Here is a 15,697-nt window from a genome sequence, read left to right as displayed (position 1 = left end):
CGGGCCTGCTCGTCGGATGTTACGATACCAAAGATAGGGCCCCTTTGCCTAGCACTTCTTCGACCTCCGCCACGAAGTGTTCGCTGGCGGTGACGGTAAGGTTGGGAAGGGGGCCTGTATCGGCTTCTAGGGATTCCTCAGTCCGGAACGTCAGTGATATGGTGGCGCCTCCAGGGTGGCGCTTGAAGACCTCCAGCAATCGAGGCAGTTGGTCCTGGGTATCCGGACGGTCGGTCAGCCTGATGCGTACGCGCTTCACCGTTTGAGTCTGGACCTCGGCCAGGGGTTCAATATGACTACCGCGGATCTTCGTGCCTTTGTCGCCTCGGTCGATGGTGCCGGTGATTCGGACCAGACGTTCCGGCGCGATCAAGTCGCCCGCTGATTTGAAGAGGTCGGGGAATGCGATGACCTCGACCGTTCCTTGCAGGTCTTCCAACGACAGATAAGCCATGCGATCACCTTTCTTGGTCAGCATGGATTTGACGGTGGCGATGATGCCGCAGAGCTTGACTTCTTTGCCGTCCGACAGTTCCGTGAGTCCCGTTGTCGTCGTGGTCGCGAGGGCGCCGATCGTGGCCTCATAGCGGGCGAGCGGATGTGCGGTAATGTAGAAGCCTGTGAGTTCCCGCTCGTACTTCAACCTCGTTGTCTGATCCCATTCGGGAACCGAAGGCAATATGGGGTTGGCTGAATGAGCCGGCTGGCCTTGGGGTTGGAATTCCGCTCCGAATATGTTCGTTTGGCCCAGTTCTCTCTCCTGCTGGGCCGCCGCGCCGTCTTCGACCGCCCGGTCCAGCACCGCGACGAGTTGCGCGCGTTTCGCTCCGGTCGAATCGAACGCGCCGGTCTTGATCAGCCCTTCCAGCATCCGCTTGTTTACTTTTCTCAGGTCGACCCGCCGACAAAAGTCAAAGAACGACGCGAACGGGCCGCTCTCGTCCCGGATTGCCAGAACGGATTCGACGGCTCCTTCCCCCACGTTCTTGATGGCGGCGAGCCCGAAGCGGATGGCTCCGTCGGCCACCGCAAAGTCCTTCTGGCTCTCGTTGACGTCGGGACCCAGGACTTTGATGTCGAGATCCCGGCATTCCGTGAAATACCCCACGATCTTGTCCTGATTGCCCATGTCGCTGGTCATGAGTGCCGCCATGAATTCGGTCGGATAGTGGGCCTTCAGATATCCCGTTTGATAACAGACGACGGCATAGGCGGCCGCATGCGATTTGTTGAAGCCATATCCGGCAAACTTCTGAATCAACTCGTACAGCTTCTCGGCTTTCTTTTCCGAGATCCTGTTCTGCTTGGCACCCTCCAGAAACTTGACCCGAAGTTTCTCCATTTCCTCGGGCTTCTTCTTGCCCATGGCCCGGCGAAGAATGTCGGCTTGTCCCAGTGAAAAGCCGGCGACCTTATTGGCGATCGCCATGACCTGTTCCTGATAGACGATGACGCCGTAGGTGTCCTTGAGGATCGGCTCGAGTTCCGGCGTTTCATAGGTAATCGGCACCTTGCCCTGTTTGCGCTTGATGAAGTCCGGAATCAGATCCATCGGGCCGGGTCGATAGAGCGCGATGATCGCGATGATGTCCTCGAATCGGTCAGGCTTGAACCCCGTCAAGAGATCCCGCATGCCGGAGCTTTCCAATTGGAAGATGCCGGTGGTCTTGCCCGACGAGAGCAGCGCGAAGGTCTCGGCATCGTCGAACGGCAGTCGGTCCACCACGAGCGGCGCACGATCCGGACGACTCCCGTTGATCAAAGTTTCGGCCCGACGGATCATGGTCAATGTCTTGAGGCCGAGGAAGTCGAATTTGACCAGGCCGATTTTTTCCACGTCTCCCATGGAATATTGGGTGACGATTTCGTCGTTGGCACCCTTGTAAAGCGGCACATGGTCGGTCAATGGGCCTTCGGAAATTACGACTCCCGCCGCATGGGTCGACGCGTGCCGCGCGAGGCCTTCGAGCGATTGGGCGACCGACATCAGTTCCTTGACTCTGGGATCAGTTTCGACCAACTCGCGGAGTCGCGGTTCGGTGTCGAGGGCCTGCTGCAAGGTCACATTGAGCTGGTTGGGAACCAGTTTGGCCACTTTGTCCGCGTCGGCATAGGGCATTTCCAGTACCCGGCCCACGTCCCGGATGGCAGCCTTGGCCCCGAGTGTGCCGAACGTGATGATTTGCGCCACATGGTCGGATCCGTATTTCTCGACGACATAATTGATCACTTCACCGCGGCGGTCCATACAGAAGTCCATGTCGATATCAGGAAGCGAGACGCGCTCGGGATTCAAGAATCGCTCGAACAGTAGGCTATAGACCAAGGGGTCGAGATCCGTAATCCGCAGGGCATAGGCCACCAAACTTCCGGCCGCAGAGCCGCGGCCAGGTCCGACGGGAATGCCGCGGGATCTGGCAAACCGGATGATGTCCCAGACGATGAGGAAATAACCGGCAAACCCCATCGAGCAGATGACGGTGAGCTCCTCCCGCAGCCGTTGTTCATAGAGCGCTCGGGCGATAGGGCTCGGCCGATCGTTCAACCGAATATTGAGCCCCTCCGTCGCGAGGTGTTCGACATAGGATTCGCGGGTATACCCGTCGGGAGCGGTATACTGCGGGAGATAGGTTTTGTTGAGGGCTAATTCCAGTTCGCAGTGGTCGGCGATGCGGCAGGTGTTTGCGACGGCTCCCGGAAATTCCGCAAACGCGGGAGCGATCTCCTCGGTGGACTTCACGTAGAGTTCGTCCGTGTCGAACTTCATACGATTCGGATCACTGATGGTCTTGCCGGTCTGAAGGCAGAGCATCAGATCGTGCGGCCGGGAGTCCTCTTTCTTGAGGTAGTGGCAGTCGTTGGTGCCGGCCAGCGGGATATTCAGTTTTTTGTGAATCTCAATCAGGCCCGCATTGGCAATGCGCTGGTGGTCGAGTCCGTTCGCCTGCACTTCCAAGTAGAAGTGATCACGGCCGAAGATCTCTTGAAATTCACCGGCCACCGCCATGGCTTCAGCCATATTCTTCTGGCCGATCAGGTACGGAATCTCTCCGCTGAGACAGCCTGAAAGGGCAATGATTCCCTCGTGGTGCTGCTTAAGAATCTCCTTGTCCATCCGAGGCTTATAATAGAACCCCTCAAGATATGCTTTACTGACAAGCTTGATCAGGTTTTGATAGCCCGTCAGGTTCCGAGCCAAGAGAATGAGATGATAGTAGTCGTTGTGGGCCAGTTGGCTTCCGTCCTTGTTGAGCCGGCTGCCCGGGGCCATGTAGGCTTCGCATCCGATGATCGGTTTGACTCCAGCCTCTTTCGCTTTTCGATAAAATTCGATCGCTCCGAACATATTGCCATGGTCGGTCATGGCAACGGCCGGTTGGCCGAACGATTTAATTTGTTGCACGAGAGGACCGATTTGGTTGGCCCCGTCGAGAAGACTGAATTGTGTATGGAGATGGAGGTGCACGAACGACATGCGCGGATTCTATGAGCGGGAGCAGTCGATGTCAAACCCGATCTCGGGTATCGATAGAAGCGCTCGATTAGTTGGTGACTCTGAGGCGGATGGATTTGGTAAAGGTCTGATTCGTCGGTGTCGTGGAGTCCCGGACGGTGAAATCGTAGACCACATTGCTGGTGGAAGAAGGGGTTCCAGAGATGTTTCCGGTGGCCGCGTTCAGAACAAGCCCGGCCGGAAGCGGCGGCGACACGGTCCAGGTAAACGGAGCCGTTCCTCCCGAACTCCGCAATGTCTCATCATAGGATCGTCGGACGCGGCCATTATCAAGTGAAGTGGTGGTTATTGTCAGCGCGGCACTCACGGTCAGTGAGAACTGTTGGGAATCGGACTGTGATAGGGCGTCAGTTACCCTCACCGTGAAGGTGGAGGTGCCGGTATTGGTCGGAGTACCTGAGATGATCCCGGCGGGATTGAGTGCCAAATTCGCCGGGAGTGATCCGACCGTCCGGCTCCAGACCAGGGTGCCGGTTCCACCGGAAGCGGCCAGGGTTTGACTGTAAGGCAAGCCGACCGTGCCTCCCGGTAGGGCCGAAGCCGTGGTGATGTTGGGCGGTGCCGATGGGTTGATCAGGATCGACAGGGATTGCGTGTCGGCTTGTCCGGTCGTATCCACGACGCGCACCGTGAAGTTGGATGTACCGACGGCGGTCGGCGTGCCGGACACAAGTCCTGTCTGGGAATTGAACGCCACATTTTGAGGCAGAGCGCCCGCCACAATACTCCAGGACAGCGGGGCGGTTCCACCCGTGGCCTGGATCGTCCTGCTGTACTGTTGGCCGACTGTACCGCTCGGGAGTGACGTGGTGGTAATGGCCAGTACTGCCGGCGCTGCGTTGATGGTCAAAGAGAGAGTGACTTGCGTCGACTGTGCCGGATTGGACGCGTCGTGCAGGGCGAAGGTATGGCTCGTTGTCCCGACGATCTCAGGTGTGCCGCTGATTGCTCCTGTCGAAGGATCGAGGGTCAGACTGCGGGGGAGGAGGGGACTTACCGACCATTGATAGGGAGTGATTCCGCCGGATCCACCCACAGTGGTCGCATAGGGTTGATTGACGACGCCGTCGGGCAGAGAAAGCGACACGATGGCCAATGCGCCGGGACCGGGGGCCGGGTCAGGAGCTTTGGAGACGTCATTGCAGCCGATCAGTCCTGACAGGCAGACCACGGACAGGAAGGGCGCCCATAAGCCCCTTGCAGTTCGCGCGGGGGGCGTAATGTGAATCTTGTGCGGCCGATCGGTCAATGGCACGGTGATACCCAGCAAGTAAAAAACCATCGTCTCTCAGCGCAATGCTGGAGTGGCGGGGTTAGGACCCCATGCCTTTCTGAGGAGTGCATCTTACGGGATGGATCGGGATGGGGTCTCCCCTACAAAGGTATAGGAAGGGAGAGGCGACTCAACCGAGGCGAGCAGTCATATGCGACGGTCTACCGGCTGGTCAATGAGGGGGCAATCGTCAAGCCGAGCGTAGCGGAAGCTGTCTTGTTGAACGGCGAACTTGAATCGCGGACCGTAAAAGTCACGCTCGTTGTCCCACTCGTCAGTGGCGTTCCGAGAATGCTGTGGGAAGCCGGATCGAAGGTCAGTCCGAAGGGCATGGCCACCGGCTGCCAGACTAGGGGAGGCAAGCCTCCCACCGCGGTTAATGTGGTAACCGGATACGGCACGTTCACTCGTCCGACCGGAAGAGACGTGGTGTTGACCAACAGGGGAGGTTCGACGGTAAGGGAGAGCGATTTCTGCACGGTGTCGGCGGGATTGGAAGAATCTTGGAGCGTAAAGGTGTGAGTGGTAGTGGCAGCCGTCGTCGGCGTTCCGCTGATTGAACCGCTCGTCTGGTCGAACGTGAGACTCGGGGGAAGCGCCGGAGATACCGACCACTTATACGGTGTAATGCCTCCGGATCCTCCTACTGCAGCCACGTAAGGTTCCCCCACGTCGCCATCGGGAAGAAATGTGGTCGCGATGGCAAGTTCTCCGGGGACCGGATCAGGCGGTGGAGCCTTGGACATGTCGTTACAGCCGAGAAGACTACAGAAGGCAGCGGTCGCCGCTAGCGCGATGCCCAACCTGGATATCCTGTATGCGCGATCGTGCACGGATAGGTTATGCGCACCAACCGGCCAATATTTCAAGTGGTTGGCTCGCACAGATCTCATAGTGGAATGAACGACTCCTTTCTGTTTTGCCTATCTCGACGTCAACGAGTCCAAGATGGTTAGTCCAAGCGCTTTCGTCGCCGTACGATTGGCGGCATCGCGCACGGAAAATGTGTGGCTTCCATTAATTTGTGGAACCAGTGGAGCCCCACTGACTGTTCCTGAATTGGGATCGAACAGCAATCCAGATGGCAGGACCGGGACGACTGAAGATGACCAGACATAAGGTGGCGTGCCGCCCGATGCAGTCAGCGCCACCGGTCCATATGCCACGCCAACCCGCCCGGTCGGCAGTCCGGTGGTGTCGATGATCAATTCGGCCACAGTAATGGTCAGCGACTGCGTCACGGCCGCTCCATTGTTGTCCTGCACGCGATAGGTATTGGTGAATGCTCCCTTGGTCGTCGGTTGACCGGTGATTACGCCGCCCGAGCTGAGGGTGAGGCCCGGAGCCGGCGGCGCTCCTCCGACGATGGTCCAAGAATAGGGTTGTCCGCCCCCCGAGGCGTTCAGTTGAACCGGTCCGTAACCTTGATTGACCGAACCTTCCGGGAGCGAAGTCGTGTCGATCTTCAAGGCCACATTGACGGTGATGGAGAGTGTCCCGCTTGCGGTTTGATTGAAAGGGACTGCGGAATCGTTCACCGTAAAGGTGACGTTTGCTGTACCGCTGCTGGTGGGCACTCCACTAATGGAGTGGCTGGCCGCGTCGAATGTCAATCCGAAGGGCATGCCGACCGGCTGCCAGACCAAGGGAGGAACTCCTCCGGTCGCATTGAGTGTCGTCTGCGGATAGGGCGCGTTCACGGTTCCGGCCGGCAACGACAGCGTGGTGATCGCCGGTGGAACCAGGGCCTGATTGATCTTCAATGAAAGGGTCTTCTGGGTCGTTTGGGGAGGCACCGAAGAGTCTTGAAGCGTAAAGGTATGTGAACTTGTACCTTGTGCGGCCGGCATGCCGCTGATCGCACCGCTGGCTCCATTGAACGAGAGATTGGCCGGCAACGGAGGAGTCACGCCCCATGAATAGGGGGTGATGCCGCCCGAGCCGCCTATTGTGATGGAGTAGGGTTGTCTGACGGTGGCGTCCGGGAGCGAAGCGGTAACAATGGTTAGGGCGCCGGGGCCCGGATCCGGAGCCGGGGCTTCCGATACATCGTTACAGCCGGCCATGACTGACAGCGACAGCACTCCTAGAACAAGTCTGAGGGACCGCTGGAGTAGTCGGAATGAGGGCCGCGGTGCGGAGGCTATAAGCGCAGTCATACAAACTCCTTCTTAGATCAAACTCATATTCATAGTCTGATTACGGGATCCAGATCAAGCTGGAAAGTTAGTCGGTAAAATAGGAATGGCCAGAGATCGCGTTACCCCGGTGGTCTTTCCTTGAATACCTGGAGAAACCCCGGGCCTCACTTGCGACACGATACGCCAATGCCGATCAGCATGTGGAGCACAGATGCCGGAGGTCTAACGAACGATGATCAATGTGAGTGTCTTTTGGGACGATTGGTCGAGTGAATCCGTCACCGTAAAGATGAATTTGGCGGGTGGAGTTACGGCCGTGCCCTGTTCGGGTATGCCTGCAATGACACCGGCAATTGGCTCCAGCGAGAGCCCGGGCGGCAACGTGGGACTCACCGCCCATCTGTATGGAGGCACTCCGCCAGAGGCGGACAACGTTGTCGCATAGATATTGGTCTCGATGGCGACGGCGAGAGGCTTGGTCACGTCATCGGATTCGATCGTCAGTGCAGTGCTGATCTTTACCGTGAGAGTTTTTGTGGCGGTCACTCCATTTCCGTCCCGCACACGGTATGTTCGAGCAAAAGATCCAGTCGTCGTCGGTTGACCGCTGATCGTACCGTTTGTGCCGAGTGATAACCCCGGAGCCGGCGTGGGACCCCCACCGGTTATGGACCAGGAGTACGTCGACGGTCCTGTTCCTCCCGATGCCGTGAGAGAGGTGGTATAGGGGCGACTGGTCGTGCCGACGGGAAGCGGCGACGTGGAGTCATCGCTATTGATCGTGAGGGCCGAATTGACTCGTAGAGTATACGACCTGCTCCCGGTTTGGTTGAAGGGGATGGTGGAGTCATGAACTGTAAACGTGACGTCCGTTGCGCCGGGGCTTGTCGGAGTTCCGCTGATCGTCGCCGTGGTTGGATCGAATGATAGGCCAAACGGCATACCTACCGGCTGGAAAGACAAGGGAGGCGCGCCTCCACTGCTCTGAAGAGTCGTACTGGGATAGGGCACATTGACGGTGCCGATTGAAAGGGCCGTGGGAGCGATGATACTTGGGGGCGGCGGCGGGGTTACGGCTATCGTGAATTGTTTTGTCGCGATAAACAGCGCATCGACGACCTGGACCGTAAATGTAAAGTTACCCGTCGGCGTCGGAGTTCCCGTGATCCTGCCCGTCGAGGAACTGATGCTCAAATTGGGAATGTTACCGCCTTGAAAGCTCCACGTTCTGGTTCCGGAACCGCCCGTGGCCTGAAGGGTCTGATCATAGGGTTGACCCAGCACGCCGTTGCTGAGGGATCCGGTCGTGATACTGAGCGGAGCCGGTTGGTTGACGGTTATGCTGAGTTGTTTTTGCGCCGATTGCTGTGGAGTGCCGCTGTCTTGCACTCGGAATGTCGGTGTGAACGTTCCAAAAGTCGTCGGTGTGCCTGAAATCGCTCCGTTGCTCTGGTTCAGTTGCAGCCCGGGGGGCAGTGCCCCGCTCACGACAGTCCACGCCAAGGGTGCGGTACCTCCCGCCGCCACCACATTATCGCTGTACGTCTGGAGTTGTGTTCCGGATCGTAGGGACGTCGTGGTGATCGTCAAGGGCAACGGGGCCGGAGTAATGATCAGTGTGTATTGTCGTGATCCGTCTTGAGGCGTCGGCGAAAATGAGTCGGTGACGGTGAACGTATGCGTCGTGTTGCTTGCGGTTGTCGGGGTGCCGCTGATCGTCCCTGTGGTAGCATTGAAGCCGAAGCCGTTCGGCAATCCGGGACTGACCGACCATTTGGTATAGGGCGGTGTGCCGCCGGTGGCGGTCAAGGTCGTCAGGGGATATGGCTGATTCACGATACCGTTGGCTAGCGTAGCCGGGGAGGACACTGTCGGCTGCGGTACCGCATTGATCGAAATACTCAGGGCTTTTTCCGCTGCCTGGGCCGCTGGAGTCGTGCTGTCCACCACTCTGAATTTGGGAGTCACCGTCTGGATGGTTGTCGGCCTACCGCTGATCACTCCGGTTGAACTCAAGGCAAGCCCGCTGGGTAGTGATGGTGACCCCCCCGCGAGGCTCCATGCATACCCGGGATTTCCACCTGAAGCGGCCAAAGTCGTGCTGTAGGTGACGCCGAGGCTGCCGCTGGGAAGCGGAGAGTCCGATGCAATCGCGAGCGCGCCAGGCTCCGGCGGAGGAGCAGGTGCTGTGGATACGTCGTTGCACGAGGTCAGTACGCAGAGAAAGAAAACTAGCGAGAACAACGTACTGAGGGGTGAATCAGTTCGATGATGGAATATATGGCGGGTTCGTTGCCCCACAAACCCAACTCCAGTGGATGAGGACGTACAGGATGGACGTGACGGTACCCTAGGGGAATGCCTAAGGCACCTAGAGAAACCCCTAGGTCGTCGTTGACGCACGATATCCGACGTAAAAAAGACGGGCGCGAAGTGATGTCTTCGCCCTTTCCCAAGTTCTAGGAATTAGGTGACTTCTGTAGAACGGAGATTGGTCAGGGGTTAATTGTGATAGACAGGGCCTGGGTATCGGATTGTGGAACCGTGTCGGTGACTTGTACTGTGAAGCTAAAGGGTCCAACTCCCGGGTCGGTCGGTGTACCGGAGATGACCCCCGTCGTTTGGTCAATATCGAGACCTGGCGGTAGAGCTCCCGCGCTGATGCTCCAGGTCAAATTTCCGATCCCTCCGTGAGCTTGCACCTGCTGACTGTATATCTGACCGGCTATCCCATTCTGGAGCGAAGTGGTGGTGATATTGGGCGGCGCAGGAAGATCAATGGTGATCGAAAGGGGTTGGTCATCAAATTGATTCAATGTATCGGTGGCTCGGACCGTGAAATTTGAAGTGCCAGCCAACAGTGGCGTGCCGGAAATCAGACCGGTCGCGGGATTAATGGGGTTCAATCCGGTGGGTAATGAACCGGTGCTAATGCTCCACGTGATGGCGCCGGTTCCCCCGGTTGCCTGCACGGTTTGATTATAAGCGGATAGCATGGTGCCGTTCGGCAGGGATGCCGTTGTGATGTTGGGCGGGGCCGGGAGACCAATCACAATTGAAAGAGGTTGGTCATCAGTCTGATTCAAAGTGTCCGTCACTCTCACGGTAAAATTGAAGGTTCCTGGGGCGGACGGAGTGCCAGAAATCACGCCCGTCGACTCGTTAATCGGATTCAGGCCGGTGGGGAGCGAACCTGATTGTATGCTCCATTTCAATGATCCAGTTCCGCCGCTGGCTTGGATGGTACGACTGTACGCATTCGTTACCACTCCATTTGGCAGGAGTGAAGCCGAGGTTGTCGTGATGTTGGGCGGCGAGGGAAGATTGATTGTAATCGACAACGTCCTGGTCGCTGTCTGAGATGGATTTGTCGAATCTCTTACGGAAAACGTATGTGAGGTCGTGCCCTGGCTTCCATTCAGAGGTGAGCCAGTAATGGTATGCGTTGCTGCACTCCACGATAATCCGTTCGGAAGGGCTGGTTGAACCACTTGGTCCCATACCAGAGGCGCAGTACCACCGGACGCTTGCAAGGTCGTACTTGGATACGTTTGGGTCACTGTGCCGTTCGGGAGCGACGACGTGGTGATTTGCGGAGGGGCCGGAGCGGTGATCGTAATGGATAAGGATTGGGAATCAGACTGGGGAATGACGTCAGTGACTTGCACCGTAAAACTAAAAGTGCCTGTTTGCGTTGCTGTGCCAGAAATCACACCCGTGGATGCATTCAGGCCGAGGCCAGGAGGCAGAGATCCTGAGGTAACGCCCCATGTTCGAGGAGATACTCCTCCCGTAACTTGCAATGTTTGATTGTACGTATTGTTGAACGTCCCGTTGGGAAGCGATGTCGTAGTGATAATCGGTGGACCTGGAAGGCCTACCGTGATCGAGAATGGCTTCTGAGCTGATTGCTGCGGTGATCCCGCATCCTGTACCCGGATAGTGGCAGTAGAGGTTCCAGCTGTTGTTGGGGTGCCGGAAATCGTGCCTGTGTTCTGATTCAATTGAAGACCCGGAGGCAAAGAGCCACTGGCGATACTCCATGTTAACGGTGGGGTACCGCCTGTTGCTGCCAGTTGCACTGGGCCATATGCCACGGTCACCGTGCCATTCGAAAGCGGAGAGTTCGTGGTGATCGTTAAAGGCAGTGGAGCTGGACTGATCGTCAATGTGTATTGTCTCGACCCATCCTGAGGAGTCGGAGAAAAAGAGTCCGTGACGGTAAAAGTATGCGATTGATTGTTCGTTGCTGTTGGGGTGCCGCTGATCGTTCCCGTGGAGGTATTAAAAACAAGTCCGCCCGGCAATGCGGGGTTCACTGTCCATCCGGTATAGGGGGGAGTTCCTCCTGAAGCCGTCAATTGTGTCTGCGGATACGCGTGTCCAACGATGCCATTTGGGAGGACGGCTGGTGCACTTATAGTAGGTTGTGGCACTGCATTGATCGAAATCGTGAGAGATTTCTGCGCAATTTGCTGGGTTGGCGCTGAAGAATCCACCACCTGGAATTTTGGTGTGACGGTTTGGATTGTCGTCGGAGTGCCGCTGATTACACCAGTCGGACTCAAACTGAGACCATTGGGCAATGCAGGTGAGCCAGCAGCTAAGCTCCATGAATAAGCAGGATTTCCGCCTGAAGCGGCCAAGGTCGTGCTATAGCGGATCCCCGTGCTGCCATTGGGAAGTGGGGAACCCGAGGCAATTTCTAATGCGGCAGGCCCCGGAGGTGGAGCCGGTGCCTCTGACACGTCATTGCAACCATTTAAGCTGAAGATGAGGGCGAGAAAAAGAAACGTGATCGTTCGAAGATCGGAAAATGCTTGGAATGCTGACATTGAGATCTGCCTCATTCGTGAAGGTAAGCTAGATGACATGGACGTAATATTACGGGAAGGTTCGTAGGCGGTCTACCCCTACAGATGTAAGGGAAATCCCACGATTTTGATGGATTTCCTAGTGCTGACGGACATTTCGCAAGGGTTTGATGTGCCGAGTAGCAGGCCGGTCAGAGATGTTCGCCATACTTCTCACGATGTTGCTTTTTGGCGTCGGCGATCCAATTGCGCCTCTTGGATTGATCCAATGGGGTGGCGAGTTGCTTGGCGACACGAGACATATCAGTGCTCGTCCATCGTGCAATCTGGATAAAGCTGTGAGTACCCAATTTATTCAGAGCTTGCTCAAGGGCAGGATCGATGCCCCGAATTCTCGTCAGATCGTCCTTCCGTGATTCGGTCGCTTGCACTCCCGAGGAGACTTCCAACGTGAGTTGGTCATTCTCAGCGGGAAGCGGTTGCCGCCCAATGGATTCCGATGGTCCTTTCACCTTCCGGGGCGCACGCATTTCGGCTTGACGCTTGCGTGTGCCGGATCGATCGGCGTCGTCTTGCTTTCCTTTTGTTTGGGATTCGGTCAGGGTGGTATAGAGCAGACTCAGTTCGTCGAATTGCCGCTGGAGTGCCGCAATTTTCTCGGCTTGTGTCTCCGCGCTCCGTTCGCGTTCCGCCAGGGTGGACTGCAGCTCCTCGATCGTCTCACGATGTGTCTCGATCAGTTTCGCATCCGTTGCACGCTGCCGCAGAGTCTTATCGTGTCTGGATTCCCAATCGCGCAGCAGTTGAGACTGTTCTTCGAGCTGTTTCTTCAAGACGTCCAGTTCGCTCCCGCGTTGGGCCGCGGCGGCGCGTTGTTCTTCGGCGTCATGGGATGCCGTTCGGAGGTGGCTTTCTTTTTCGCTCAGCTGTACCTCCAGCCAATGGAGACGGCCTTGAGCGGGTTCGATCTCCGCCACATGAGACCGCAGCTGATCTGCCTCAGCCGAAAGACCTTGCAGTTCGGCCACTCGGTTCTGCAATTCGGACAATTCCTCATCCTTAACACTCAAGGCCTGTTGCGCCGCAGTGCGGGCCGCATTGGCCTGACGCGCTTCCTGTTCGAAGGCGAGGACCATCTTTTCACTGTCGACGGAGCGCTGAAGAGACGAGGCCAGGTCGGATTCCAGGGAGGCGACGCGTTGAATCGCGGCGGATGACTCGGCCTGTACCTGTTTGATCCGTTCGCTGTGTGCGGCGGCCTCCTCCTGGGCGGTTTGCAAGAGGACCTCGGTTGCGGCGAGTTTTCCCTCATAGCCTTGCATGGTCGAGGTCCTGGATTTGAGTTCCAGTTGGGCTGCGGTCACGGCTTGCTCCTTGACCCGCAAGGCGGTCATGAGATCGTAGATCTGCTGATCGAGCGAACGGACGGAATGCTGACGCAAGAACCATCCGACAAGGCCGCCGATTCCGGCCGCGATAATCAGGCATCCTGCGATCTGGCCGATGAGCGTCATCATGCGTCACCGTTCCCTTTCACCTGCAGTTCAATTCGTCTGTTCTTCTTGAGCGCGGCTTGTGTGCGCTCATTGGAGTGAGGTTTGGTCGAGCCGTATCCGACGGGCGTGAAGTGTTGCGTCAGTCCATGCTTCACAAAATAGTCGCGGACAGCCTCGGCGCGACGGCGGCTGAGGGTCAAATTATAGTCAGGTGCGCCGTACCCGTCGGTGTGTCCCGCGATCTCGATTTCGGCTTGCGGCGGTGCGTCACGCAGGATGGGCACGAGGACATCCAACGTCGCCCGTCCGGTGGCGGTCAGGCTCGCTTGGTTGGATTCAAATTCAATCCGGTTGTGAGAGAGGACGGCGTTCAGACGCGATTGAAGCGAAGCTCGCGGCGGCCGAGCGGGACCCGGGGGTGCGGAAGGTGCCGCGGCCGCTAGAATGTGATCCTCCAATTCGAGGCCTGTTGCGGTGATCGGGGCAATAGCCCGCAGGACGCTGGCCTTCGCCTGTTCGCTCGCTACCTTTCCGCTCATGACCAGAGATCGACCATCGATGATCATGGAGCCGCGTCCGTTCATCTGCTGGAGAACGGGAAGCACCGAGGGTAAGGGATCGATCCAACGCGCGGACGACACCTTGCTGTCCACGGTCAATTGATCAACGATCTGAACATGAGCGGCGTCGTATCGGGCATGCGCACCCTGGAGGATTCTTCCCAAGCTGGACGTAGTGGGAAGTGTGCCGCGGAGCGTCAGCGTCCCATTTTCGATTCTCGCGTGAAAACTGGCGGGAATCATCGGCGGCGCGGGATTCTGTGGAAAATGGCGAGGGATACACACTACGGCCAGCAGTAGGAGCGCAATCCCACCTGCGCCGAGAATCGCTGCGCGGATCATGATGATAGTGCTTCCTTGTCCCTTACATGAAACCGGACAGTACCATACAATGAGGGGGCAAGTCAGCCTTAGGATTGGGTTCGAGGCAGGCAAGGACCGACGCAAGCCCAAGGGTATGGGAGTGGCACGATCGGGACGATTGCGGTATGGTACAGACCCTTTGCGGCTGACGAGTCGACTATTGCGGTGAGGCTGAAATCATGATTGCCATCATCGACTATGGCATGGGTAATCTTCGCAGTGTCTCCAAGGCTTTCGAGGCTGTCGGACACCGGGCTGTGGTCACACGCAATACCAGGGTGATCGACGACGCCAGCCGGGTCGTTTTACCCGGTGTCGGCGCGTTCGGGGATTGCATGGCGAACCTCGAACGGTACGGTCTTGTGCAGAGCATTCGAAAGAGCGTTCAGTCGGGAAAGCCTTTTCTCGGGATCTGCCTGGGACTGCAATTACTGTTCACGGAGAGCGAAGAGTTCGGCCGGCATGAAGGGCTTGGCATCATTCCCGGCAGAGTGAGGCGGTTTGCCGCCGGCCCGGCCGTCAAAGTTCCGCACATGGGATGGAACCAGGTCACTCTTCGGACCGATTGTCCCCTGTTCGATGGAGTTGGGGACGGGGCCGATTGGTATTTTGTCCATTCATATTTTGTCGAACCGGTGGATCCGTCGATCATCGCAACGACGACGACATATGGGATCTCTTTTGCGTCGAGCATCTGGCGAGACAATGTGGTGGCATGCCAGTTTCACCCGGAGAAGAGCCAATCCGTCGGGTTGCGTTTGATGAGGAATTTCGGGGGTTGGCTGTGACGCGGGTTTGCGGTCGGTCATGGATACTGATGGTGGTTGCGGCGGTGGCGCTTGTGATCGGGTCGGCCTGCAGCGGGGCCAAGGTGACGACGCAGAAGTCGGGCAGTCTGCCGCGATATCAGGTCCGCACGCTGGTGCTGCTTCCATTCGAAACGCTGAACACGCCACAGATCAGGGATGCGGGCAATCGATACATGTCGACGCCGCGGGGCGCTCAAGCTTCCGACATTTCGGTCGGTGTTCCCATGAGCGCGGAACCGCAATTACACCAAACGATGGTGGTGCCGGCCTATGCGGCCGACAAGATCACGCAATTATTTTGGGTCAGGTTGCGGAATTTGAAGGGCGTGACGATTCTCTCGCCGGCCCCAAGCTCCGGCTCCAAAACGTCGACGCATCAGGCAGGCGATCTGCCGCAGGTTCTGCCGGAGCAGGCTGCCGCGGATGCGGCCAAAAAGGTCGGCGCGGACGCCGCAGTAGTGGGGCAGGTGTCCGTGTATCAAGAGCGGGTAGGCAGCCGGCTTGGCGCGAATCCTCCGGCGTCGGTCGGCTTCGAGATCAAGGCGGTCGCGGCGGACGGACATGTGCTGTGGGCGGGGAATTACTTTGAACGTCAAAAGCCGATGACGGAAGATTTCTCCGGTTTCATCCATCATGGCTGGGGGTTTGTGACCGTTGATGAGCTGACACGTTACGGGGTGGAGGAACTCATGAAGGTGTTTCCGTTCGGATCGACGGGGGACTAGGA

General features: G+C 57.6%; 10 protein-coding genes. 2 read left to right on the top strand and 8 right to left on the bottom strand.

Going from position 1 to position 15,697, the window contains the following annotated elements:
- Positions 1-19: 19 nt before the first annotated feature.
- From dnaE to NSJP_RS15855, 8 genes are all read right to left on the bottom strand, one after another.
- A complete protein-coding gene (dnaE, locus tag NSJP_RS15890; RefSeq protein ID WP_080887836.1) occupies positions 20-3,475 on the bottom strand; it encodes a DNA polymerase III subunit alpha in 3,456 nt (1,151 codons plus the stop codon).
- Positions 3,476-3,542: 67 nt separating this feature from the next.
- A complete protein-coding gene (locus NSJP_RS15885) occupies positions 3,543-4,796 on the bottom strand; it encodes an Ig domain-containing protein (RefSeq protein ID WP_080887835.1) in 1,254 nt (417 codons plus the stop codon).
- A 152-nt stretch (positions 4,797-4,948) separates the two neighbouring features.
- Positions 4,949-5,533 (bottom strand): putative Ig domain-containing protein, encoded by a 585-nt coding sequence (locus NSJP_RS15880; protein ID WP_080887834.1) that lies wholly within the window; start codon positions 5,531-5,533, stop codon positions 4,949-4,951.
- Between the two features lie 177 nt (positions 5,534-5,710).
- Positions 5,711-6,946, bottom strand: a complete 1,236-nt coding sequence (locus NSJP_RS15875) for a putative Ig domain-containing protein (RefSeq protein ID WP_080887833.1) — start codon at positions 6,944-6,946, stop codon at positions 5,711-5,713.
- 204 nt (positions 6,947-7,150) lie between these two features.
- Positions 7,151-9,229, bottom strand: coding sequence for a putative Ig domain-containing protein (locus NSJP_RS15870; protein WP_231989408.1), 2,079 nt, complete (start codon positions 9,227-9,229; stop codon positions 7,151-7,153).
- A 194-nt stretch (positions 9,230-9,423) separates the two neighbouring features.
- Complete coding sequence (locus NSJP_RS15865; RefSeq protein ID WP_172834394.1) at positions 9,424-11,763, bottom strand: putative Ig domain-containing protein; 2,340 nt, start codon at positions 11,761-11,763, stop codon at positions 9,424-9,426.
- A 170-nt stretch (positions 11,764-11,933) separates the two neighbouring features.
- Positions 11,934-13,259, bottom strand: a complete 1,326-nt coding sequence (locus NSJP_RS15860; protein ID WP_080887830.1) for a hypothetical protein — start codon at positions 13,257-13,259, stop codon at positions 11,934-11,936.
- Positions 13,256-14,140 (bottom strand): OmpA family protein, encoded by an 885-nt coding sequence (locus tag NSJP_RS15855; protein ID WP_080887829.1) that lies wholly within the window; start codon positions 14,138-14,140, stop codon positions 13,256-13,258. The genes NSJP_RS15860 and NSJP_RS15855 overlap by 4 nt, the downstream gene beginning before the upstream one ends.
- Before the next feature lie 200 nt (positions 14,141-14,340).
- Between NSJP_RS15855 and hisH the strand changes: the two genes are divergently transcribed.
- Both hisH and NSJP_RS15845 read left to right on the top strand, forming a co-directional pair.
- Positions 14,341-14,949, top strand: coding sequence for an imidazole glycerol phosphate synthase subunit HisH (hisH, locus tag NSJP_RS15850; RefSeq protein WP_080887828.1), 609 nt, complete (start codon positions 14,341-14,343; stop codon positions 14,947-14,949).
- 29 nt (positions 14,950-14,978) lie between these two features.
- On the top strand, positions 14,979-15,695 hold the full coding sequence (locus tag NSJP_RS15845) for a hypothetical protein (RefSeq protein ID WP_080887827.1): 717 nt from the start codon (positions 14,979-14,981) through the stop codon (positions 15,693-15,695).
- Positions 15,696-15,697 lie beyond the last annotated feature (2 nt).

The sequence above is a fragment of the Nitrospira japonica genome, assembly GCF_900169565.1.
Lineage (GTDB): Bacteria > Nitrospirota > Nitrospiria > Nitrospirales > Nitrospiraceae > Nitrospira_C > Nitrospira_C japonica_A.
This window is presented reverse-complemented; position numbering and strand designations above follow the sequence as displayed.

Coding starts and splice junctions, on each gene's coding strand:
- dnaE (WP_080887836.1), bottom strand. CDS start 3,475: ATGTCGTTCGTGCACCTCCATCTCCATACACAATTCAGTCTTCTCGAC.
- NSJP_RS15885 (WP_080887835.1), bottom strand. CDS start 4,796: ATGGTTTTTTACTTGCTGGGTATCACCGTGCCATTGACCGATCGGCCG.
- NSJP_RS15880 (WP_080887834.1), bottom strand. CDS start 5,533: ATGTCCAAGGCTCCACCGCCTGATCCGGTCCCCGGAGAACTTGCCATC.
- NSJP_RS15875 (WP_080887833.1), bottom strand. CDS start 6,946: ATGACTGCGCTTATAGCCTCCGCACCGCGGCCCTCATTCCGACTACTC.
- NSJP_RS15865 (WP_172834394.1), bottom strand. CDS start 11,763: ATGTCAGCATTCCAAGCATTTTCCGATCTTCGAACGATCACGTTTCTT.
- NSJP_RS15860 (WP_080887830.1), bottom strand. CDS start 13,259: ATGATGACGCTCATCGGCCAGATCGCAGGATGCCTGATTATCGCGGCC.
- NSJP_RS15855 (WP_080887829.1), bottom strand. CDS start 14,140: ATGATCCGCGCAGCGATTCTCGGCGCAGGTGGGATTGCGCTCCTACTG.
- hisH (WP_080887828.1), top strand. CDS start 14,341: ATGATTGCCATCATCGACTATGGCATGGGTAATCTTCGCAGTGTCTCC.
- NSJP_RS15845 (WP_080887827.1), top strand. CDS start 14,979: ATGGTGGTTGCGGCGGTGGCGCTTGTGATCGGGTCGGCCTGCAGCGGG.